The sequence below is a fragment of the Vibrio barjaei genome, assembly GCF_001639065.2.
In the GTDB taxonomy this organism is placed as follows: domain Bacteria; phylum Pseudomonadota; class Gammaproteobacteria; order Enterobacterales; family Vibrionaceae; genus Vibrio; species Vibrio barjaei.
In genome coordinates, this window is record NZ_LQXO02000009.1 from 78,074 (window position 1) to 101,135 (window position 23,062).

At 44.2% G+C, this 23,062-nt stretch carries 24 protein-coding genes; 12 read left to right on the forward strand and 12 right to left on the reverse strand.

Annotation, left to right across the window (positions count from 1 at the left end):
- Positions 1-252: 252 nt before the first annotated feature.
- A complete protein-coding gene (mdh, locus tag AWH66_RS04915) occupies positions 253-1,188 on the forward strand; it encodes a malate dehydrogenase (protein WP_038229161.1) in 936 nt (311 codons plus the stop codon).
- Between the two features lie 105 nt (positions 1,189-1,293).
- A complete protein-coding gene (locus AWH66_RS04920; protein WP_031496916.1) occupies positions 1,294-1,485 on the forward strand; it encodes a hypothetical protein in 192 nt (63 codons plus the stop codon).
- Between the two features lie 56 nt (positions 1,486-1,541).
- On the opposite strand, the gene ispB is transcribed toward AWH66_RS04920, so the two are convergent.
- Positions 1,542-2,513 carry an octaprenyl diphosphate synthase gene (ispB, locus tag AWH66_RS04925; protein ID WP_063605934.1) on the reverse strand — a complete coding sequence of 324 codons (972 nt, stop codon included), beginning with the start codon at positions 2,511-2,513 and terminating at the stop codon, positions 1,542-1,544.
- Positions 2,514-2,785: 272 nt separating this feature from the next.
- Here ispB and rplU point away from each other — a divergent pair, with 272 nt between their 5' ends.
- The 7 genes from rplU (at position 2,786) to folA (ending at position 7,857) form a co-directional block, all read left to right on the forward strand.
- Complete coding sequence (gene rplU / locus AWH66_RS04930) at positions 2,786-3,097, forward strand: 50S ribosomal protein L21 (RefSeq protein ID WP_006074830.1); 312 nt, start codon at positions 2,786-2,788, stop codon at positions 3,095-3,097.
- Between the two features lie 21 nt (positions 3,098-3,118).
- Positions 3,119-3,376 (forward strand): 50S ribosomal protein L27, encoded by a 258-nt coding sequence (gene rpmA / locus AWH66_RS04935; RefSeq protein ID WP_004409945.1) that lies wholly within the window; start codon positions 3,119-3,121, stop codon positions 3,374-3,376.
- 268 nt (positions 3,377-3,644) lie between these two features.
- Positions 3,645-4,814, forward strand: a complete 1,170-nt coding sequence (gene cgtA / locus AWH66_RS04940; RefSeq protein WP_063605935.1) for an Obg family GTPase CgtA — start codon at positions 3,645-3,647, stop codon at positions 4,812-4,814.
- Between the two features lie 138 nt (positions 4,815-4,952).
- Positions 4,953-6,008: an FUSC family protein gene (locus AWH66_RS04945; RefSeq protein ID WP_063605936.1), complete on the forward strand. Its 1,056-nt coding sequence runs from the start codon at positions 4,953-4,955 to the stop codon at positions 6,006-6,008.
- 109 nt (positions 6,009-6,117) lie between these two features.
- Positions 6,118-6,885 (forward strand): threonine/serine exporter family protein, encoded by a 768-nt coding sequence (locus tag AWH66_RS04950; RefSeq protein WP_063606138.1) that lies wholly within the window; start codon positions 6,118-6,120, stop codon positions 6,883-6,885.
- Entirely contained in the window at positions 6,885-7,358 is a 474-nt protein-coding gene (locus AWH66_RS04955) for a threonine/serine exporter family protein (protein ID WP_063605937.1), read from the forward strand. The genes AWH66_RS04950 and AWH66_RS04955 overlap by 1 nt, the downstream gene beginning before the upstream one ends.
- A 19-nt stretch (positions 7,359-7,377) precedes the next feature.
- Entirely contained in the window at positions 7,378-7,857 is a 480-nt protein-coding gene (gene folA, locus AWH66_RS04960; protein ID WP_063605938.1) for a type 3 dihydrofolate reductase, read from the forward strand.
- Positions 7,858-7,903: 46 nt separating this feature from the next.
- On the opposite strand, the gene AWH66_RS04965 is transcribed toward folA, so the two are convergent.
- From AWH66_RS04965 to lptD, 6 genes are all read right to left on the reverse strand, one after another.
- The gene (locus AWH66_RS04965) at positions 7,904-8,710 is read right to left on the reverse strand and encodes a symmetrical bis(5'-nucleosyl)-tetraphosphatase (protein ID WP_063605939.1); all 807 of its coding nucleotides are present in this window, start codon (positions 8,708-8,710) and stop codon (positions 7,904-7,906) included.
- An 8-nt stretch (positions 8,711-8,718) separates the two neighbouring features.
- A complete protein-coding gene (gene apaG / locus AWH66_RS04970) occupies positions 8,719-9,099 on the reverse strand; it encodes a Co2+/Mg2+ efflux protein ApaG (protein WP_063605940.1) in 381 nt (126 codons plus the stop codon).
- Positions 9,100-9,188: 89 nt separating this feature from the next.
- Positions 9,189-9,995 carry a 16S rRNA (adenine(1518)-N(6)/adenine(1519)-N(6))-dimethyltransferase RsmA gene (rsmA, locus tag AWH66_RS04975; protein WP_063605941.1) on the reverse strand — a complete coding sequence of 269 codons (807 nt, stop codon included), beginning with the start codon at positions 9,993-9,995 and terminating at the stop codon, positions 9,189-9,191.
- On the reverse strand, positions 9,992-10,978 hold the full coding sequence (gene pdxA, locus AWH66_RS04980; protein ID WP_063605942.1) for a 4-hydroxythreonine-4-phosphate dehydrogenase PdxA: 987 nt from the start codon (positions 10,976-10,978) through the stop codon (positions 9,992-9,994). Before pdxA ends, rsmA begins: the two co-directional genes overlap by 4 nt.
- Positions 10,968-12,272, reverse strand: coding sequence for a peptidylprolyl isomerase SurA (gene surA / locus AWH66_RS04985; protein ID WP_063605943.1), 1,305 nt, complete (start codon positions 12,270-12,272; stop codon positions 10,968-10,970). The genes pdxA and surA overlap by 11 nt, the downstream gene beginning before the upstream one ends.
- Positions 12,273-12,345: 73 nt before the next feature.
- Positions 12,346-14,664 (reverse strand): LPS assembly protein LptD, encoded by a 2,319-nt coding sequence (gene lptD / locus AWH66_RS04990; RefSeq protein WP_063605944.1) that lies wholly within the window; start codon positions 14,662-14,664, stop codon positions 12,346-12,348.
- A 159-nt stretch (positions 14,665-14,823) separates the two neighbouring features.
- On the opposite strand from lptD, the gene djlA reads away from it, so the two are divergent.
- Together djlA and AWH66_RS05000 are read left to right on the forward strand one after the other, a co-directional pair.
- Positions 14,824-15,672, forward strand: coding sequence for a co-chaperone DjlA (djlA, locus tag AWH66_RS04995; protein ID WP_063605945.1), 849 nt, complete (start codon positions 14,824-14,826; stop codon positions 15,670-15,672).
- Positions 15,672-16,214 carry a DUF924 family protein gene (locus AWH66_RS05000; protein ID WP_063605946.1) on the forward strand — a complete coding sequence of 181 codons (543 nt, stop codon included), beginning with the start codon at positions 15,672-15,674 and terminating at the stop codon, positions 16,212-16,214. Before djlA ends, AWH66_RS05000 begins: the two co-directional genes overlap by 1 nt.
- 39 nt (positions 16,215-16,253) lie before the next feature.
- Here AWH66_RS05000 and AWH66_RS05005 read toward each other — a convergent pair whose 3' ends face one another.
- The 5 genes from AWH66_RS05005 to leuA all read right to left on the reverse strand — a co-directional run bounded on the left by AWH66_RS05005 (position 16,254) and on the right by leuA (position 21,996).
- Positions 16,254-17,033, reverse strand: a complete 780-nt coding sequence (locus tag AWH66_RS05005; RefSeq protein ID WP_394629709.1) for a DUF547 domain-containing protein — start codon at positions 17,031-17,033, stop codon at positions 16,254-16,256.
- A gap of 129 nt (positions 17,034-17,162) precedes the next feature.
- Positions 17,163-17,765 (reverse strand): 3-isopropylmalate dehydratase small subunit, encoded by a 603-nt coding sequence (leuD, locus tag AWH66_RS05010; protein WP_063605948.1) that lies wholly within the window; start codon positions 17,763-17,765, stop codon positions 17,163-17,165.
- 13 nt (positions 17,766-17,778) lie between these two features.
- Entirely contained in the window at positions 17,779-19,179 is a 1,401-nt protein-coding gene (gene leuC, locus AWH66_RS05015) for a 3-isopropylmalate dehydratase large subunit (protein ID WP_063605949.1), read from the reverse strand.
- Between the two features lie 60 nt (positions 19,180-19,239).
- Complete coding sequence (leuB, locus tag AWH66_RS05020) at positions 19,240-20,328, reverse strand: 3-isopropylmalate dehydrogenase (RefSeq protein ID WP_063605950.1); 1,089 nt, start codon at positions 20,326-20,328, stop codon at positions 19,240-19,242.
- A gap of 120 nt (positions 20,329-20,448) precedes the next feature.
- A complete protein-coding gene (gene leuA, locus AWH66_RS05025; RefSeq protein WP_006074850.1) occupies positions 20,449-21,996 on the reverse strand; it encodes a 2-isopropylmalate synthase in 1,548 nt (515 codons plus the stop codon).
- Between the two features lie 404 nt (positions 21,997-22,400).
- Between leuA and AWH66_RS05030 the strand changes: the two genes are divergently transcribed.
- Complete coding sequence (locus tag AWH66_RS05030) at positions 22,401-23,057, forward strand: TetR/AcrR family transcriptional regulator (RefSeq protein WP_063605951.1); 657 nt, start codon at positions 22,401-22,403, stop codon at positions 23,055-23,057.
- Positions 23,058-23,062 lie beyond the last annotated feature (5 nt).

A 23,062-nucleotide genomic window follows, 5' to 3' on the forward strand; every position in this document is an offset into this window, starting at 1 on the left:
GCCAACGGTATCACTATTATCAATGCTGAGGTTAGCGATGATAACCTTATAATTAGCAAGGGGAAAAATGGGTTCTCATCACCCTCTTGTCATGATAGCGTAGTAGCACGTAATCAGTGAGTTGCGCGAGCTCGCAAAGCTGAGGTTAATTGATTGTAATCGATTAGTGATTACTATAACTTTTTAGCTAATCGATGAAAAATTACCCTACAAGACTATTAATAAGAGATATAAATCTCAAGGAGAACTCCCATGAAAGTAGCTGTTATTGGTGCCGCAGGTGGCATCGGCCAAGCCCTAGCCCTATTGCTAAAAAACCGTCTTCCTGCTGGTTCTGATCTAGCCCTGTATGATATTGCTCCCGTCACTCCAGGTGTTGCAGCTGATCTAAGCCACATCCCAACGCCTGTTTCTATTAAGGGCTATGCGGGTGAAGATCCAACACCAGCACTTGAAGGTGCTGATGTGGTTCTAATTTCAGCGGGTGTTGCGCGTAAACCAGGTATGGATCGCTCAGACCTATTCAATGTCAATGCAGGTATCGTTAAGTCATTGGCCGAGAAAATCGCAGTAGTGTGTCCTACTGCTTGTGTTGGTATCATCACTAACCCTGTTAACACCACAGTGCCTATCGCAGCTGAAGTTCTAAAGAAAGCAGGTGTGTATGACAAGCGTAGACTGTTCGGTGTGACAACACTTGACGTAATTCGCTCTGAGACATTCGTGGCTGATCTGAAAGCGAAAGATCCAGGTGATATTCGCGTGCCAGTTATCGGTGGTCACTCAGGTGTGACTATTCTACCGCTACTTTCTCAAGTAGAAGGTGTTGAGTTTACTGCGGAAGAAGTAGAAGCGTTAACTAAGCGTATTCAAAACGCTGGTACGGAAGTGGTTGAAGCGAAGGCGGGTGGCGGTTCTGCGACCTTGTCTATGGGTCAGGCAGCTTGCCGCTTTGGTTTAGCTCTTGTTAAAGGTCTTCAAGGCGAAGAGAACGTTATTGAGTGTGCTTATGTGGAAGGTGATGGTGAGCACGCACCATTCTTCGCACAACCAGTTAAGCTAGGTAAAGACGGCGCAGAAGCTATCCTTAGCTACGGTGAGCTCAGTGATTACGAGAAAGCAGCACTAGATGGCATGCTAGAGACGCTTAATAAAGATATTGAAATTGGTGTAGAGTTCGCTAAGTAAATTCCTACATTTAATTTAAACAGCAAAAGCCGGTCTTTTTAAGATCGGCTTTTTTGATCTATACCCTATAAGACTCCGTAACAAAACGGAGCGGGAGGAAGGGTCATGGAAATGAAAGATGTAGTAAAAGGTATGTGGGTGGATTCACAACACGGCGCTGGCAGAGTGCTTGTTGTCGACGAACAGTCGCAATCCGTTTTGGTTGAACCAATAGGAAGTGAAGAGCAGTGGGCACTGTCTGTTGATGAAGTGGAAGAAGAGCTGCAGCTTCATAACGGTTGTGACAAATACTACTAAAGGTAGACGTCAAAAACGAAAAAAGGCAGTGATATAGAATCACTGCCTTTTTGGATTTATGCTGTTCTTTTCACTGCCATGTAGGCGAGTGAGACTAAGGCTTCTTTATATTCACTGTCAGGCACGATAGAAAGCGCTTCAATGGCCTTATCTGCTTCTTTAAAGGCCATGTCTTCAGTGTACTTTAATGAGCCCACACGATTCATTGTTGCCATAATGGTTTCGAGCTTATCAATCCCATTACCTTTTTCAATTGCTTCGCGAATCATCGCACTTTCGTGCTCTTCACCGTGCTGCATGGCGTGGATAAGCGGTAATGTTGGTTTACCTTCAGCTAGGTCGTCACCTACATTTTTGCCCATGTCTTCACCCGTAGAGGTGTAATCCATGACGTCATCAATAAGCTGGAACGCGGTGCCAAGGTACTTACCGTAATTCTGCAGTGCAAGTTCGACTTCTGGAGAGGCATCGTTGAGGATGGCTCCGACTTGAGTCGCTGCTTCAAATAAACGTGCCGTCTTAGAATAGATGACTTGCATGTAGCTTGCTTCAGAAGTATTAGGATCATTGCAGTTCATTAGCTGCTGAACTTCACCTTCTGCGATGACATTCACGGCATCACTCATAAGCTCTAAAATGCGCAATGAGCCAAGACCTGTCATCATTTGGAAAGAACGAGTATAGATGTAGTCACCTACTAGAACACTCGCTGCGTTACCAAAGGCGGCGTTTGCTGTTGCTTTACCTCGTCGCATATCAGATTCATCTACAACGTCGTCGTGTAATAACGTCGCAGTATGGATGAACTCAATAAACGCAGCAGCCGTTGTATGCGCGTTACCTTGATATCCTAAAGCTTTCGCTGAAAGCAATGCGAGTAGCGGTCTTAAGCGCTTGCCACCACTACTTACAATATAGAAACCAAGTTGATTGATTAGACTAACTTCTGAGTTTAATTGTGCTTGTATTGTTTCATTCACTTTTGCCATATCATCGGCAGTCAGTGCTTGGATAGCTTTAAAATCCATTACGTACCCGGTTGAGCTTAGAGCCAATAAGGCTTAGTCGTTGGTTATAATCTGTGAATAATACACTAAAAAACGTTGATTAATACATGGTGAAAGGGCATTATTGCCGCACTTTTCATTGGCGATTAGTGTTTCGCCAATTTTTTCAAAATATGGCTTGTCATAGGGTAATCATTCGCGTAGAATCTGCGCCCTATTGATGATTAGTTTAGCGCACACCCTATTTGTTTAAATAACAATCAAAAGGCTGTGCGGAAAAAGCGGAGTAAAATATGTACGCTGTTTTCCAATCTGGTGGTAAACAACACCGTGTAAGCGAAGGTCAAACTCTTCGTTTAGAGAAATTAGACGTTGAAACTGGTGCAACAGTTGAATTTGATAAAGTTCTTCTTGTAGCTAACGGTGAAGACATCCAAGTTGGCGCTCCTCTTGTAGAGGGCGGCAAGGTAGTTGCTGAAGTGGTACAACACGGTCGTGGCGATAAAGTAAAAATCGTTAAGTTCCGTCGTCGTAAGCACTCTCGTAAGCAACAAGGTCACCGTCAGTGGTTCACAGAAGTGAAAATCACTGGCATCAACGCTTAATTCGATTAGGAGAGTTTAACAATGGCACACAAAAAAGCTGGTGGTTCTACTCGTAACGGCCGCGATTCAGAAAGCAAACGTCTAGGTGTTAAGCGTTTCGGTGGTGAGTCTGTTCTTGCAGGTAACATCATCGTACGTCAACGTGGTACTAAGTTCCACGCTGGTACTAACGTTGGTATCGGTAAAGACCATACTCTTTTCGCTCTTACTGAAGGTAAAGTGAAATTCGAAGTTAAAGGTCCTAAGAACCGTAAATTCGTTAGCATCGAAGCTGAGTAATTTTAGCGCTAAGCTAAATTACGAATAAGCTTTCTAGCTGAATTCAAAAGCCCTGCCGAGTCGGCGGGGTTTTTTATTTATATGGGCAGTCGATAGAGACGAGTCTCTAGGCATAGCTATGTTGAAACAACAAGCTTTGCGCCATGGGGAATCGTCTCTGTCATCTGCTAAAATGTAGTGATAATTGATTGAGCCCACAAAGTGATCTTATGTCTTTTCGGCAGGATGGCTTTGGTGGTGGGTAGCGAAGAAGTAGTCGGAGTAAGAGATGAAGTTCGTTGATGAAGCGGTAGTAAAAGTCCAAGCAGGCGATGGCGGTAGCGGTGTCGTTAGTTTTTGGCGTGAAAAATTCGTAGCGAAAGGTGGTCCTGACGGTGGTGATGGCGGCGACGGTGGCGACATCTATATCGAGGCAGATGAGAACCTAAATACGCTCATTGACTATCGTTTCCAACGCTTTTACGAAGCTGAGCGTGGCGAAAATGGTCGTGGCGGTAACTGTACTGGTAAGCGTGGTAAAGACAAGGTAATGAAAGTACCTGTCGGTACTCGCGCTGTGGACATCCACACCAATGAGATTGTTGCGGAAGTTGCCGAACATGGCAAGAAAGTAATGGTTGCTAAAGGTGGTTGGCATGGTTTAGGCAACACGCGCTTTAAATCATCGGTTAACCGCGCACCTCGTCAGAAGACGCTAGGTACTAAGGGTGAAGTTCGCGAATTGCGCCTTGAGCTCCTTCTGCTTGCTGACGTGGGTATGCTTGGTTTACCTAATGCTGGTAAATCTACGTTTATTCGCGCAGTGTCTGCCGCAAAACCTAAAGTGGCAGATTACCCGTTTACAACACTTATTCCTAGCCTAGGTGTAGTGAGTGTTGTGCCAGAGAAAAGCTTTGTGGTAGCCGATATCCCGGGGTTGATTGAAGGTGCGGCTGATGGTGCTGGTTTAGGGATCCGTTTCCTTAAGCACTTGGAACGCTGCCGTGTTTTGCTGCACATGATTGATATTATGCCGATCGATCAAAGTAATCCAATTGAAAATGCATTAACGATCATTGATGAGCTAGAGCAATACAGTGAGAAGCTGGCTGATAAGCCTCGTTGGTTAGTGTTCAATAAAGCGGACTTGATGCCGGAAGAAGAAGCTAATGAGGTGATCCAAGAGATCCTTGATGCATTAGGTTGGGAAGAGGAATACTTCAAAATCTCTGCTATCAACAAGCAAGGGACCAAAGAGCTATGCTATAAGCTTGCTGACTTTATGGAAACATTACCACGCGCTGAAGAAGAGATTTCTGAAGAAGAGAAAGTCGACTTCATGTGGGATGATTACCATAAAGATGCTATGTCAGGTAAAGATGTGATTACCGAAGACGATGACTGGGATGATTGGGACGACGAAGAAGATGACGGCCACGTTGTCTACGTACGTGATTAATTGTCACGGATAGCGATTTAGAAAGCTGCAAAGTTACTTTGCAGCTTTTTTTGTACCCAAATTATTTCAGTGTGGCTTGTACTAAGGCAAACTAACACAGGTTCTCTTCTCCCCTTCATGCTAAAGGAAGCCTTTTAAATGGATTTAAATCGGCGAATTTCGGATGTGGATGCTCTGATATTTAAACACTACCGTGTTGTTCATGGCATTCGGATTTCCGTGGCATTTGTATTGACTCTTGCCTTAACCAGTTATTTTCAGATTCCCGAAAGCACCTGGATACTCATTACGTTAGTAGTAGTGATTGGGCCGATTTCGTATTTAGGTAATGTTTTACCACGAGCTTGGCATCGCACTATGGGAACGATCATTGGGGCATTATCAGGGATTACCGCCATTTTACTTGGACAATGGTCAATGTTGGCTATGTATACTTGGTGTGGGGCTGTGATGTTTTGTAGTGCTTATTTTGCGTTAGGTAAACGCCCCTATGTGGGTTTGCTGGTTGGGATTACCCTTGCGGTCACGATTGGAGCAGGTAATCACGATATTGAAGTCGCGTTGTGGCGTGGTCTTGATGTAACGATTGGCTGCGTATTAGCGGTGTTGTTTTGCATTATTTATCCGCAGAGAGCGTTTATTCATTGGCGCATGCGCCTAGGAGCTACGCTGGATCGGTTTGCTAAGGTCTACCAAATATCCACATCATTGAACATGTTGGAACAGCCAAATCTTGAACGCTACCAACAAACGTTAATGAAGGAGATGGTAACCTTGAGAAGTCTTATTTCTCCTTCAATTAAAGAGTCGAAGCTAAGTGCACAATTATTAGAGGTGATTCAAGTACAGCTTCGCAACATGCTTTACTCCATCGAACTTTTGAACACCTCTTATTGGAGCGACAGACACAGTCATTTGAATATGCTTTGGTCCAAGCCCCTCAATGATTGCCAGAAAATCATTGAGAAAGAGTTCGAAGCACTTGCAACCCTAATAATGACCGGGAAATTGGAGACCGAGCTTTCCGGTAAAGAAATTGCGACAGCAAGAGAGACCTTGAAAAACAGTTTGCCGAAGATTGACGGTGAAAAGACGAGTATCAATGGTTACTTATGGCTTAATTTGAAGCTAATGGAAGACCTTGTGAGCTTAAAACGATTGTTAGTCTATTCACTGAATTTGTCTCAAGAGTAGTTTTCACAAATTTGTTGTTTTCTGTCAATCACGCTCCAGTTTTTAGTTCATCAACAATGAAAATGCCCCTAAAATGGATTCAATACTGAATGACCACGAAAAAACTGGAATGGATTCTAAGCAACGAGCCGTCTCTCGGCTAATTGCGCAAGCTGGGCAAATGTTACTTGCTCATGGCGCAGAAAGTACGTTAGTTGGTGATATTACTCGAAGAATGGGTATTGCTGCTTCTATGGACGAAGTAGAAGTATCACTGTCTGCAAGTTCATTAGTGATTACCACGGTTTACAAAGAGCATTGTGTTACGACGGCAAGACGAAGCCCAGACCGTGGGCTCAATATGCGTGTTGTGACTCAGGTTCAACGTATCTGTATTATGATGGAGAAAGGCATTCTCGATTATCAGCTGGCTCAGAACAAACTTAATAAAATCAGTCCTGAACGCTATAATCGCTGGTTAGTCGTGGTGATGATTGGGTTATCATGTGCTGCGTTTAGTCGTCTTGCTGGCGGTGACTGGTCAGTGTTCGCAATGACTTTCCTAGCTTCAGCTGTCGGTATGACGGTACGTCAAGAAATCGGCCATCGCCATTTTAATCCACTACTAAACTTCTCCGTCACGGCGTTTGTTACCACACTTATTTCTGCCCAAGCAGTTATCTATAATGTCGGCGAGCAGCCTCAGCTAGTGATGGCGTCATCCGTGCTCATGTTAGTCCCCGGTTTTCCATTAATTAACTCTGTCGCGGATATGGTCAAAGGTTATGTCAATATGGGGATCGCACGTTTTGTGTTTGCCAGCCTATTAACCTTAGCAACCTGCTTGGGGATAATTGGTGCCATGAGTCTGACGGATGTTCTAGGGTGGGCTCAGTAATGACAATAATGGGATTATTATTTGCTCTACTTAACGACATGTTCTTTGCTGCTATTCCGGCAGTAGGGTTCGCATTGGTATTTAATGTTCCTCAAAATGCGTTAGCTTATTGCGCGATTGGTGGGGCAGTTGGCCATGGCTCTCGCTTTTTGATGATGCACTATGGTGTTCCGATTGAATGGGCGACTTTTTTCGCTGCAACGATTGTCGGTATGATAGGCGTTCACTGGTCGCATAAGTTTCTAGCTCATCCTAAAGTGTTTACGGTAGCCGCGCTAATACCGATGGTTCCAGGGGTATTTGCTTATAAGGCTATGATTGCTATGGTGGAAATCAATCATCTTGGTTATACCCCAGAGCTTCTAGCGACTCTAATGGAGAACTTCCTAAAGGCGATGTTTATAATTGCTGGTTTGGCTATTGGTCTTGCCATGCCGGGACTGTTATTCTATCGCAGCCGACCCGTCGTTTAATTAGGAATACAGTACCTCAATGATTATTAGCATGATTGCCGCTATGGCAGACAATCGAGTCATAGGCAAAGATAACCAAATGCCTTGGCACTTACCTGCCGACTTTATCTGGTTCAAAAAATGCACCATGGGAAAACCCGTTATTATGGGGAGAAAAACCTATGAGTCTATAGGGCGCCCTTTACCAGGTCGTCAAAACATTGTCGTTAGTCGAAATTCTGAGCTTCGCATAGATGGAGTGGAGACGGTAACTTCATTGGAACAAGCTTTGAGCTTAGTGAGTGATGTGGAAGAGGCGATGATTATTGGTGGTGGTAGCTTTTATGAGCACTGTTTGCCGATGGCTAACAAGCTTTATTTAACCTATATTGATGCAAACGTTGATGGCGATACTCAATTTCCTGATTGGGGAGAAGGCTGGAAACAAGTGCATAGTGAGCAATATCAAGCTGATGATAAAAACGCTTACGACATGCAGTTCGTCATTCTTGAGCGCTAATATTTGGCGCCTAAGATAGGTATCTTAGGCGTATTTTATTGAATATTTAACCTAAGGCTGGTTGTTCAAAAACTTTCTTATCTTCCCAACGGATCATGGTCAGGCTACCTCCCCAAACACACCCGGTATCCAATCCTATAACCTGTTCACTGATGTAGCCACCTAGTGCTGCCCAATGCCCGAATAGTACGGTTTTATTAAGTGGGACGCGGTTATCTAATTGGAACCACGGAATATATTCCAAAGGGTTTACGTCGCTAGGAGGTAGCTTGCAAGCCATATCTAAGCGCCCGTCTGGATAACAAAAGCGCATTCGGGTGTACGCATTAATGATGTAACGCCAACGTTCGAAACCGGTCAGTTCTGATTGCCAGAAGTCTGGGTCATTGCTGTACATATTATGGATGAGAGCTTGCCAGTCATCACTCTGCAGTTGTTGTTCAACTTCTCGAGCATTGACTCTCGCTTGTTCTAAAGTCCACTGAGGAGAAATGCCTGCGTGGCAAACGACAAATTCATCATGTTCTAAGAGCAAAGGCTGGTGTCTGAGCCAGTCTAACAAATCTGCTTTGTCGAGAGCTTCTAAAATCGGAAGTGTTTTGTCTTTGGGTTTCGCGTTGTGTACGCCAAGTGAGACGGCTAATAAGTGAAGATCATGATTGCCCAGACAGATTTTCGCAGCTTCTCCCATCGATTTGACGAAGCGTAGCGTTTCCAATGATTTAGGGCCTCTAGCGACGAGATCTCCGGCGATCCAAAGAGTATCTTTTTGTTTGTCGAAATGACTGTTCGACAACAGTAGTTCCAACTCATCCAAACAGCCTTGAATGTCACCAACAATGTAATTTGCCACAAAAAACCTTAATTTAGAATATTGGGAATGGCTAAGCGAAACGGCTCTATTTCGGTAATGAATTCTTTGCCGTTCGCATCGATCATTATGTAATGACCTTGCATCACGCCAACGGGAGTCTCAATAGCCGTGCCACTGGTATAAGTGTATTCATCACTTTTTTCGATTATGGGTTGTTGTCCGATCACACCTTCACCCTCGACACTGATCTGTTTTCCATTAGCATCAGTAATCAGCCAGCGTCGACTCATTAGTTGTACCGTTTGCTGACTTAGGTTTTTTATCGTGATGATGTAAGCAAAGACAAAGCGCTTATTGTCTGGGTCAGATTGCTCTTCAACGTATTTGGTCTGTACTTGGCATTTCACGCATGGCGAAGTTGTATCCATATGACTCTCCTATGCTGTTGAAAGGGCTATCTATTCACTATGACAAAAAAAAACGCTCATTAGCAAGCTAGTGAGCGTTTTTTAATGAATTAGTTATGATTTTCATCTAACCAGTTAGCCATTGCTACGAACTGTTGTAATGTTAGATTCTCTGGTCGCATAGATGGGTTTACGCCCAGCTCTTCCAGTGTTTCTGCCGACATAAGAGATTTATAGCAGTTACGAACAGTCTTACGACGCTGGTTAAAACCATCGCGACATACTCGGTCAAGCCATTTGAGACTTTTTGCTGGATAAGGTAGCTCTTCATAAGGAACCAATCTTACCACTGCGGAATCTACTTTCGGTGGCGGAACAAATGCTGTTGGCGGTACTTCAAGTACTGGAACAACTTTGCAGTAATACTGAGCCATGACTGTTAGACGGCCGTAAGCTTTTGTGCCTGGACCTGCTGCAAGGCGATTCACCACTTCTTTTTGTAGCATAAAGTGCATGTCTTGGATGTCTTTATGGAACTCAAACAGGTGGAACATCAAGGGCGTAGAGATGTTGTACGGCAAGTTACCGAAAATACGCAGCTTGTTATTTGGATTAACAAGCTGAGTAAAGTCAAAACGCATAGCATCACCTTCATGAATGGTGAGCTTATCTCCCAAGTCTGGGTGGTTGCGTAGACGCTCCGCAAGATCTCGGTCTAATTCAATAACCGTAAATTTGTCGACTTCTTTGCCTACTGGCTCAGTAATCGCACCAAGACCTGGGCCAATCTCAACTAAGTTTTGACCTGGACGTGGATTAATCGCTGATACAATTCCGTCGATAACGTAAGGATCATTTAGGAAGTTTTGACCAAAACGCTTTCTTGCTTTGTGCCCTAGGTGGACATCATTTCTCATTGTCTGCTCTCTACTAAATCTATTGCGTACGCCAGTGCTGTCTCAAAGCTGCCAAAATCTGCTTGGCCTGTGCCAGCAAGATCCAATGCAGTGCCATGATCGACCGATGTCCTTATAAAGGGTAGACCAAGAGTAATGTTTACTGAACGACCAAAACCCTTGTATTTAAGTACAGGGAGAACTTGATCGTGATACATGCCTAAGACAGCATCCGCATCGCGTAAATATTTGTCATTAAATATCGTATCGGCGGGTAATGGGCCGATAAGTTGATAATCTTTTTCTGTGCGAAGTTTCTCTAGGGTAGGAGTGATAGTATCTATCTCTTCCATACCTAAGCAGCCATCCTCACCTGCGTGAGGGTTGAGGCCACAGACATAGATATTGGGTTTGGTAATACCAAACTTGGTGACCAAGTCGTGATGCAATATATCAACAATGCGTGTAACACGCTCTTCGGTGATGGCTACAGGTACTTCCGATAATGGAAGGTGAGTTGTGACAAGTGCGGTTCTTAATCCTTCCGTTGCCAGCATCATGACCACCAGTGGTGTATTTGATACTTCTGCAAAGAACTCTGTATGGCCACTAAAGCTGACACCAGCTCGATTGATCACCCCTTTATGCACAGGGCCGGTGACAATAGCATCAAATTCACCTTTCATACAGCCTTTTGCTGCTTTTTCTAGGGTATTTAACACGTATTGTCCATTCGCTTCGTCTAACGTTCCTGCTTTAGCAGGAACTTGCAACGGCTCATGTAAAATAACCAGGCGGCCTTTGCAATGTGAATCGTGAACCGTCGGATCATAATCGAGTAGGTCAATGTCAATGCCAAGCTGCTGTGCACGCTCGGCAATTAAGTTCTTATCAGCACAGACAACCACCTGATGCGGCCAGTCTCGCTGTGAGAGAGCAACCGCGAGATCGGGGCCGATGCCTGCTGGCTCTCCAGCGGTAACAACAATACGCTTAGTTGGCATTGTTTCCTTCCTCATCATCGTTCACCATTTCTACAAATGCACTGGCGCGAAGTTCTTGAATCCAGGCAGAGGCTTCTTCATTGAACTTACGATTGAACAAGATGCGGTATGCGCGGTTCTGCATGGCTGACCCTGTCTTATCGACATCTCTACGATCTAGAACTTCGACGATGTGCCAACCGTGTACGGTTTTAAATGGTTTACTGATTTGACCAATAGGTAAGGTTTCAACCTGATGTTTGAACTCCGGAACGTATAGCTCTGGTGTTTGGTAACCTAGTTCGCCACCTTGGACGGCTGAGCCTGGGTCTTGGCTGTATTGCTCAGCCATTTCAGCAAAAGTAGATTCACCAGACTGAACTTTAGCGATGATATTGTTGAGCTCTCTTTGAACCCCTTCATCACTTAAAATAACCGTAGGCTTGATAAGGATATGGCGTGCGTTCACTTCAGTAACAGACACCGTCTCTAAGCCTTTAACGTCTTCAATTTTTAAGATATGAAAACCAACACCGCTGCGGAACGGGCCAATAATGGTGCCTTTAGTTTGCATCTTAATTTGGTCAGCAAAGATGGTCGGCATCTCTTCTTTACGCATCCAGCCCCAATCACCGCCTTCTAGCGCTTTCGGACCTTTTGAGTAGGTATACGCCATGGTGGCAAAATCTTCACCTGATTTTAGGCGTGCAACAAGGTCTTTCGCTTGCTGCTCTTGAACGCTTTTATCTTCGCCGTCGTTAAAGCGCAATTGAATGTGACGAATCTTATAGGTCACAGTAGCGTCACTTTCTTTAGCAAGCAGCTCGGCAAGGTTATCAACTTCAGCAGGTAGAATGTTGATTCGTTGTCTTACCATAGCGTTACGAGCTTCGCTGGCGGCGATTTCATCACGAATTTGTTCACGAAATGCTTCCCACGTTAGCCCTTCTTCACGTACGGATTGGCGAAGTTGCTCGATGGTTTGATTGTTGTTTTTAGCAATATCGTTAAGCGTGCTTTCTAGTCGGTTATCATCGATACGAACACCAATACGATCAGCTTCTTGTAATTGCAGCTTTTCTAAGATCAGTTTATCGAGGATTTGCTCTTGGATAATATCTGCTGAAGGTAGCTCTTGGTCATTTTTACGAGCGTTGGCAGTAAGAGTCTTAGTGGCAGAATCAATATCACTTTGTAGGATAACGCCATCGTTGACGATAACGCGAACGCGATCAAGCTCAACGGGCTCGGCAATGGCATGTAAAGCCATAACCGACAAAAGAAATGTTGAAAGGAGTTTGCTTATAAATTTCATCGATATTCCTAGTGAAAACTTCACAGACTAAGAGTCTGTGAAGTTGATAAAGTTCCTAATTCCAGTCTAACGATCAGTTATTCAGGGTAAATGGTCGGCTGTATCCTAGCGCATTTCCTGTTGGTGATGGCGGTGGAGCAGTACTTCCGCCTAAGCCAGTGATCCCAAAATTAACTCGTATATTTTGCTCAAATACGGGGTTGTTGCCAATGCCATTTTCCCACGATCTAAGTTGTTTGCTGAGGTCAAACCCAAGATACCAGCAATCAGACTCATATTGTATCTGGGCTAGCCATTCCATCGACGTCTTTTCTGTGGTGTCGTAAAAATATTGTCCCTTGAAAATCCAATTTGGATTTAAACGATAGCCTCCCAATAATCCAATCTGCGAGATTCCATTTTTGGTAATAGAATCAATATTATTCAAGCTAACAGTATTCTCTATGTATTCTTTTGTCACATAGCGGTAATTAGCCTGAATGAAATCACCACCAACGCGGTACTCAATTGCACTATTACCCAGTGACACTTGAGAACTCTCAATGTCGTATTGAATACCGCCGCGGTAGAACACACGATCATTGTAGTTGAAATCCGTTTCTATAGCCCAAGCGGAGTAGTTTGATGATGTATCATCCGATGGTGAATTTGATGGTTTCGTTTCAGAGTCTAAATAGTAAATTTGACCAAACGATACTGCCAGTCGTTCTCTATTTCCCGAATCAAAAAAGCGGCTAGTTGCGCCATAACTTACTTGATTAGCGGCAGCTATTTTGTCCACACCACTGTATTTTCTCGCGCGGAACAGACCATAGTAGTCAGTTTGTAATAGTGTTGTGTCATATTCGTAAATTCCACTTTGATCGACTTGTGGCACATAGAGATATTGAGCTTGAGGCTCCAAGGTTTGAGTATAACCACTAATGAAGGATGTATCTCGCTCTAAAACTAGGCCTGCATGTGTTCTAAATTGTGGAATATTACGAAAAACTGTTTCTTCTAAAGGTCTTACGTTGCCATTATTATCAAGAACTGGACTACGTATGTCTTGATCGTAATATGTAGATAAATAGCGAGCTTCTGTTGTCCATGTCCCCCACGTCGTGGCGAGAGGCAGAGTTAGTCCAGGCTCAATATGAACACGGGTGGCTTCAGGCTTGTTTTCATCATTTATTGTGAAATGTGAGATATGACTAACCACGTCAAAATCTAATCCCTTATAGAAATTAGGTAGATAATAGTTAGCTTCAAATTGTGGTGCTAGCTGGTAAGGTTGGCTATTTTCAACCAAAATTTGGAAATCTCGAACTCTAAGAGCAGTATCCCAATTGGCATTTCGATAGGTGACATCACCTTCTTGTAATAGCTGACCATCTGAGCGATTACCTAGACTCGAGTCCATGTCTGTAAAATAATCGATGTCACTAACTTGAGAGTAATCGACCTTCAGGCCCCAGTTGGAGTTAAATCTAGTATTGTTCGTGAATTGACTAGCCCATCGAGCGCCTTTCTCTTCGAATTTCTTATCTTTCCCTAAAACTTCAGCCCGTAATCGACCATTACTATTTGAAGTTAGGTACCTGAAATCGCCTTTTAATTGCAATCCACGGTTTTGCATATAATTGAAGGTAGTAAGCAAATCGTAGTTTTCTGCTAGGTTCCAGTAAACAGGCAGTGCAAACTCAAAACCATTCTTAGAACCTAGTGATGCAGATGGTCGTAAGACGCCTGTTTTGCGTCTGTCACCAATAGGCATCTGCATGTATGGCAAATAAAAGATAGGGACGTTCTGAACCTCAACTCTTGAATTATAAAGAGTTGCGACTTCCTCGTCTGGATCAATATCGATACCAGAGGCTAGGAAGCGCCAAGAGTTATCTCCCTCTGGACACGAAGTAATCGAACCATCTTCAATCTCATATAGCTTTTTACCAGTCTTGGAAACAAATACCGCCTCGCCACGGCCAGGAGTACACAAGAATTGATATTGCGTGTTCTCAAGCGTGATCTCATCTTTGTCGAGGTTATTTGTGGCTTTGTCAGAGACTGCTCGGATCTCACCATCATTCATTACCACGTTACCTTCAGCGACAACGATATTCTCTTTTTGATGAAGTGTGACATTATCTGCGGTGATGGTTTTATTGCCTTGAACCACCACTACGTCGCCTTTATATGTCGCGCGTTGTCCGCTGATCGCTTCTAAAGAGTCTGCTTCTATATTGATTGGCTCTTGATTGGAGTCAGAACTTTGTGCAGTATCAACAGAGCACTGCTCTGCTGGTGGCATAGTTTGCCCACTGTTTTTCGATGTTTCTTCGGCATGTGCGTAAGACGCTAGCAGCGCAGCACCTATTGAGGCCGCTAGATATGTGCGGGAAAAACGTGACATCGAGTTGTACTATCCTGTTTAACTTGATTCATTCAGTTGAATTCGATTGATATTGAATCGTTTATAAGACGGCCTCTATCATAAAGGAAATTGACCTTAACGACACTAGTAGACTGCGAATCAGCGCAAAAATTCATAAATAAAGAGCACATAAATCACATGATAGGTAAAATTTTAGGCGTATTTTTCGGCATGTTATTTGGCGGACCGTTAGGTGCGCTGTTCGGTTTATTCATTGGGCACCAGTTCGACAAAGCGAGACGATTAAATCAAGGTGGTTTTGCACGAGGTGGATTTGGCGGTGCAGATCAAGCTAAACGACAAGAAGAATTTCTCACCTCTGCCTATGCTGTGATGGGGCATGTTGCCAAAGCGAAAGGGCAAGTCACCAAAGAAGAGATTCAACTAGCGACCATTATGATGGATCGTATGAACCTTAATAGTGAGCAAAAAAGAGCAGCTCAAGAAGCGTTCCGCGAAGGGAAGTCGGCGGATTTTCCGTTAGAACGCATTCTTGATAAGGTCCGTATTTCATCGGGCGGTCGTCATGATCTGCTTCAGTTCTTTTTGGAACTGCAAATTTCAGCAGCCTTTGCTGACGGAAGTATCCACCCTGCTGAACGAGAAGTGTTGCACCGTATCGCACAAGGACTTGGTTTTTCTGCTCAGCAGTTGGAGCAGCGACTACGAATGCAAGAAGCTGCATTCCGATTCCAACAAGGTGGTAATTTCGGTGGCGGTCATTATCAAGGTGGTCAACAATCAGGAAGTTGGCAGCAAGCGAGCAGCGCGTCGCAGCTTTCTGATGCTTATGATGTGCTTGGTGTGCCTGAAGATGCCGATGCGAAGACGCTCAAACGAGCTTATCGTAAACTGATGAATGAGCATCACCCAGATAAACTGATGGCTAAAGGTTTACCACCTGAAATGATGAATATGGCAAAAGAAAAATCGCAAGAGATTCAAAATGCCTATGATTTAATTAAGAAGGTGAAGGGATTTAAATAATGCAGACAGACAAGGATGTACTGGACTTTTGGTTTGGTGAGTTAACGCCCGCAGATTGGTTCTCAGGAGATGAGGCATTAGATAGCCTCATTGAACAGCGCTTTTTGGCGCTGCATAATAAAGCCGCGCTCGGTGAGCTGTATACGTGGCGTCAAAGCTCACAAGGACGCCTAGCTGAAATCATAGTATTGGACCAATTTTCTCGGAATTTATATCGCGGTAAGCCTCAGTCATTTTTGTCCGACCCAATGGCGTTGGTACTCGCCCAAGAAGCGGTAGCATTAGGCGAAGATATGAAGCTAAGCGAAGAGCAACGTAGCTTCTTATACATGCCTTATATGCATAGCGAATCTTTGGTTGTTCATGAAGAGGCTGTGCGCTTGTTTAAACAAAGCGGTCTTGAAAATAACCTGGATTTTGAATATCGCCACAAAGTGATTATCGAGCGATTTGGCCGCTACCCACATCGGAATAAGATTTTAGGGCGACAATCTAGTGAGGAAGAGCTGGAATTTCTTACCCAGCCCGGCTCTAGTTTCTGAGACGCGATAGGTCTAGGCAAGCAAGCCTAGACCCTCATACTATTTTTTGTTTAAAGCCCAATCGTAATCGTAGTCAATTTTACCCGCAAACCCTGTTAGTTTAGGGCTGTATTTTGCTATATGAGCGATGACACCACCTTGAGCTTCGAAGTCCTCAGCAAACCAGTCGTAAATCGATGAAAGTGTTGCTTTGTCACCGTTGATATTTGCCCCTTTATTTGAATTGATGAAAGTGCTTGCCGCCTGTTCCAGCAACGCTTCTGTATTGTTTGAGGTGAATGCTTGAGGTTGCAGGTTTGGACACCCTAAACTGGCGCAGTTAACGGCGTAATGGGTTCTTGGGTCATTCCAGATAGGACGAAGAATTCTGTGCTCAATATCATTAAGTGTCAGCGTCTGACCTGTAATGGTAATGACGTCATCTCCCCAAGGTCCAAAGCTAAATAAACCACCCAGCTTTGTAATCGATTTTACTGGGTAATTATCCAAAATCAGGTCAACAGTAATCGCATTGTAGAGGTTCACCCAGTAAGCGTATTGTTCCGCTTTATTCAGCGTTCTAGGATCGATGGCTGCGAGTTCTGACAGATAACTTTTTAATTGCTGCTTATCGTTAGGAGAAACTCGAACATAACGTACCAAGGTATTGTCACCTTCTACTACCAGGTATTTATCGAGAAAGGCTTGCCAGCTTTGGTGTGACACGTTTTGAAGGTTTGCTTCATTACTAGAGTTCCAGTAAGCCCAAAGCTCAGATTTCGGCGCGGAAAACGCAGTAAAACTAAACAATATGAGAGAAGCCGTGAGTGCTTTAAGCAGTATTTTAACCATAGCAACGATCCATTTTATGTAACGCTATTCCATCAGACCTGTAAAGGTGCCGAGTTATTTCATTTGAGTGAAAAAAATCCCAGCACTTGGCTGGGATTTATCAATTCGTTTTGACATTTATTTTAGGAAGCTAGGAATGTTGGCTTCATAAGCTGCAATTTTGTCTTCGTGCTGCAACGTTAGACCAATGTTGTCTAGACCGTTTAATAGGCAGTGGCGACGGAATTCGTCAATCTCAAAGCTGTAAGACTTACCGTTAGCTGTTACTTTCATTGCTTCTAGGTCGACTGTTATCTCGGCACCTTCGTTTGCTTCGATGTATTGGAACAGTTCATCCACCTCTTGCTCCGTTAAACGAACTGGAACCATTTGGTTGTTGATAGAGTTGCCATAGAAGATATCAGCAAAGCTTGGAGCGATCATGACTTGAATGCCGTAATCTGCTAGTGCCCAGGGGGCGTGTTCACGCGAAGAGCCGCAACCAAAGTTCTCACGAGCAAGTAAAATGCTAGCGCCTTGATAGCGAGGAGCATTCATGACAAATTCTGGATTGTCTTGCTTGCCTGCATCGTCCAAAAAGCGCCAGTCGTGGAAGAGATGTTTACCAAAACCAGTGCGAGTTACTTTCTGTAAAAACTGCTTAGGAATGATGGCATCGGTATCGACATTCGCTGCATCTAAAGGTACGACTAAGCCGGTGTGTTGTTTAAATCCTGACATGTGGGTTTCCTTCTTAGTCTAGCTCTCTGATATCAACAAAATGACCTGCGATAGCCGCTGCGGCTGCCATTGCAGGACTCACTAGATGTGTACGACCGTCACGGCCTTGACGACCTTCAAAGTTACGGTTACTGGTAGAGGCACAGCGCTCATGTGGACCTAAGCGGTCATTGTTCATCGCTAGACACATTGAGCAGCCTGGCAAGCGCCATTCAAAGCCCGCTTCTTTAAAGATAGAGTCTAAGCCTTCTGCTTCAGCCTGAGCTTTTACCTGCTCTGAGCCAGGGACAATCAAAGCTTGCACATGATCTGCGACTTTACGACCTTTAGCGACAGCGGCTGCAGCACGCATATCTTCGATACGAGAGTTAGTACAAGAACCCACAAACACTTTATCTACTGGGTAGTCTTTAAGTGATTTACCCGCTTCTAGACCCATATAAGCCAGCGCTTTTTCTGCAGATGCTTTTTCTACTGGGTCAGCAAAGCTTTCTGGTGATGGAATAGGTTGGTCAACGGCAATCACTTGGCCAGGGTTGGTACCCCAAGTAACCTGAGGTTTTATATCGGCACCGTTTAGTGTAACGACAGCGTCAAACTTAGCATCGTCATCGGTTTTAAAGGTTTTCCAGTATTCAACGGCAGCATCCCAGTCAGCGCCTTGAGGAGTGAACTTACGACCTTTTAGATACTCAAACGTCGTCTCATCAGGAGCGATAAGACCTGCTTTCGCACCAAGTTCGATAGCCATGTTACATACCGTCATACGACCTTCCATAGAAAGGTCAGTAATCGCTTCACCACAGAACTCAACAACGTAACCCGTACCACCTGCTGCTGTGGTTTCACCGATAATGGCTAGGACGATATCTTTTGCCGTTACACCGGGAGCCACTTTACCTTTGACTTCAATCTTCATCGCTTTAGCGCGAGATTGTTTTAGTGTCTGAGTCGCTAGGACGTGTTCTACTTCTGAGGTACCAATGCCAAATGCCAATGAACCAAATGCACCGTGAGTGGCGGTGTGTGAATCACCACAAACAATGGTCATCGCCGGTAGCGTAATACCAAGCTCTGGGCCCATAACATGAACAATACCTTGGTATTTATGATTGATATCGTACAGTGTCACCCCAAATTCTTCGCAGTTCTTGGATAGCGTTTCCATCTGGATACGCGCCATTTCACCAGAGGCGTTGATGTCTTTGGTCGTTGTCGAAACGTTGTGATCCATCGTCGCGAAAGTCTTACCTACTTGACGTACTTGGCGACCTTTTTCGCGCAGACCATCAAATGCTTGAGGAGATGTCACTTCATGAACCAAGTGACGATCGATATATAGGATTGGGTTTTCACCCTCCGCTTCTACGGCGACGTGTGCATCGTAGACTTTTTCGTATAGTGTTTTTGACATTGCTAAATTCCTTGCTTCTTCCGCCACGCCCTCAAAGGCGTAGCGAAGGCGATGTTGTAATTATGAGTTCAATACGTAACTTGCGATCTTGTCACCCATCTCAGAGGTGCTAAGTGCTGGTTTGTCGCCTGCTAGATCCGCCGTTAACTCACCTGCAGACAGTGCTTTGCTTACCGCGGCTTCGATGTCTTGCGCTGCGGCGTCTTCACCTAAGCTGTAACGAAGCATTAGCGCAGCAGAAAGAATTTGTGCCACAGGATTAGCAATGTTCTTACCAGCGATGTCTGGTGCACTGCCGCCAGCTGGCTCGTAGAGACCGAATTGACTTTCATTAAGACTTGCTGATGGCAACATGCCCATAGAACCTGTGATCATCGCACACTCATCAGAAATGATGTCACCAAAGATGTTAGAGCAGAGCATGATGTCAAACTGAGCCGGATCTTTGATTAACTGCATGGTCGCGTTATCGATGTACATGTGGTTTAGAGTGACGTCTGGGTAGTCTTTTGCGACTTCTTCAACGACTTCACGCCATAGGATAGAGCTTTGTAAAACATTCGCTTTATCGATGGAGTAAACGTTTTTGTTGCGAAGACGTGCGGACTCAAAGGCAATCTTGGCAATGCGTTCAATTTCAAAACGGTGGTAGACCTCAGTATCAAACGCTTTTTCTGTCGGTCCTTCACCTTCACGACCTTTTGGCTGACCAAAGTAGATGCCACCTGTTAACTCACGAACCACTACAATATCGAAGCCTTTTGCTGAAATATCAGCACGGAGAGGTGAAAAGTCTTCTAGACCAGCGTGAATTTGCGCTGGGCGCAAATTACAGAAAAGTTGGAAGTGTTTGCGAAGTGGTAGAAGGGCGCCACGTTCTGGCTGGTCATTGGGTGGAAGGTGTTCCCATTTTGGACCACCAACAGAACCAAATAGGATAGCGTTTGATTCTTCACAGCCTTTCACTGTGCTCTCTGGAAGAGGACAACCGTGATTATCGATGGCGATACCACCTACATCGTATTCTTCACGTTCTAGTGTAATGTTGTGCTTCTCTGAAATCGCATCCAACACTTTATGTGCTTGAGCCATAACTTCTGGGCCAATACCATCACCTGGTAGAACTGCAATCTTGTAAGTACCTGCCATGGGGCTAATTTCCTTAAATGTTGTATTTGCTTATATTTCTTAAGCCCCTTGAAAACTATTGTCTGTACAACAACAGCAAGGGGCTAAATTTTCCTATGGTCTTGGGAATGAACGCTTACCTTAGACCGCTTCTACTTTTTTCTGCTTCATCTCTTCAATCTGATCAGCGCGATGAATACTATTGATAACATGAAGTAGGGCTTGACCAGAAGCTTCAACGATATCCGTTGAGACACCAGTACCGTGATATTTGCGACCCTTGTAGTTAGCAATAATATCTGCTTGGCCTAAACCATCTTCGCCTTCACCTTTTGCAGTCAAGTCAAACTTATCTAGAACAATGTCGTAACCCGTCACGCGATAGATACATTGATAAAGTGCATCAACAGGACCATTACCGACTGCCGCCTCACATTTCTCTTCGTCACCACATTGAATCTTGATGCTTGTCGTCGCCATGATGCTGCCAGATTGAACGCTTAGATAGTTCAACTTAAAGAAGTCGTCTTCGGCACGCAAGTTCGCAAAGTGCATTAATGCTTCTAAATCGTAATCAAAGACCTGACCTTTACGATCCGCTAGCTTTAAGAAATCTTCATATAGCGTGTCTAGGTTGTATTCGTTCTCGTTGTAACCCATAGCATCCATATGACTCTTAACAGCAGCTCGACCAGAACGACTCGTTAGGTTCAATGCTTTGTCTTTTAAGCCAATAGATTCCGGCGTCATGATCTCGTAGGTATTTTTGTTTTTTAACATACCGTCTTGGTGAATGCCTGAAGAGTGGCTAAATGCATTCGCACCAACAATTGCTTTGTTGTCTTGAATTGGCATGTTGCATAGCTGGGAAACCAGTTTACTGGTGCGATGGATTTCTTGATGTTGCAGGCCAGTATGAACACCTAGAAGTTCTTGGCGCGTTTTTATAATCATCGCAATTTCTTCTAGAGAGCAGTTACCTGCGCGCTCACCGATACCATTGATGGTACCTTCAATTTGGCGAGCACCTGCTTGGACTGCTGCGATAGAGTTAGCCACCGACATGCCTAAGTCATCATGGCAGTGCACCGAAATAATCGCTTTGTCGATGTTAGGAACTCGATTGAAAAGGGTTTGGATGATGCCACCGAATTCGTTTGGAACCGTGTAGCCTACCGTGTCTGGAATATTGATGGTACTTGCGCCAGCATCAATAGCGGCTTCGACCATACGGCAAAGGTTGTCGATTGGTGTGCGTCCTGCATCTTCACAAGAGAACTCTACGTCGTCGGTGTAGTTACGTGCATGTTTCACCGCTTTTACGCCCATCTCGACCACATCGTCATAGCTACGACGCAATTTATCTTGAACGTGAACCGTTGAGGTAGAGATGAACGTGTGAATACGGAATGCTTCTGCGACTTTTAACGCTTCAGCGGCGGCATCAATATCTTTAGCCACTGCGCGTGACAATGCACAAACTCGACTGTTTTTGATGTGTTTAGCGATGGTTTGCACTGACTCAAAGTCACCTGGAGAGGAGATAGGGAAGCCAGCTTCAATAACATCAACACCTAGACGCTCGAGCGCATAAGCAATTTGCAGTTTCTCTTTAACTGTCAGACTTGCTGAAAGTGCTTGCTCGCCGTCACGCAATGTGGTGTCGAATATTATCACCTGATCTTTCATGTTTGCTTCCTCTTTGTACAGGTTAATCGTTTACGTCCAGTTCAATCGATATAAAAAAACCCGCTTGTCTAAGCGGGTTTTTTTATAATTCTTAGTGGTGTTTTTCGTCCACAACCTACCCGCGCGATGTTTTCACGATAAGGAGGAGGTTCAGGAGTAGAGAAAAACGTAATGACACTGTTATGCATTCCACAAAATTAAGTTACAAGATTAGTACCGCACTCAAGCTCATGCGTCAAGGGTTAATCTGATTTTTCTTGGATATCGGATCAGTGAGCGCTGCAGTCTTAACGTTTTTAATAGTAAATTAATCATATGATTAAATTGTGATGAATTATTGTTCTGCATAAAGCAAAGGTATCAGTCCTATAATTAATCTTGTGATTAATAATTAAGGTTAAATTATGCAGCCTGTGGAACAAGAGAAGAGAAAGGTAGGCCGCCCTAGAAAGCAAACTGACGCTCGACAAAAGCTACTAGAGCATGCTCGTGAACTGTTTGTTGTCATGCCATACGATAAAGTATCGACTCGTCTGATTGCGCAAAGAGCGGGTGTCAATATTGCGATGATTCGTTACTACTTTGGCAACAAAGAGGGGCTATTTGAAACCATGGTTCGTGAAACCATCGCCCCGATGAAAAACAAAATGGATGAAGTTTTTATGAAAGGCGATCATCGTAACTTGTTTGATTTTATGCGTATCTATTATCACGAAATGAACAAAGTTCCCCAGTTTCCGCGTTTAATCGCTCAAATCATGCATATGCCTCCCTCGGCAACACAGAGACGACTGTTTGAAAAAGTGTTTGTTGATCTTGCTCGCCCAGACCATGACCTGATGTTTGGTCGACTGCAACAGGCTGGGTATTTACGTGATGATATTGATCCGAAGCTTTGTAAAGTATCGTTCATATCACTCATGGTGTTTCCGTTTGTCGCGCCACCTGCCATGTTGCAATTACACGGAATCGAACTGAATGAAGCCTTTCTAGATGAGTTGCTCGAACACAACATCTCATTGCTATCGCGTGCGCTGTTACGTGATCCTACTAACGACTAATCAGA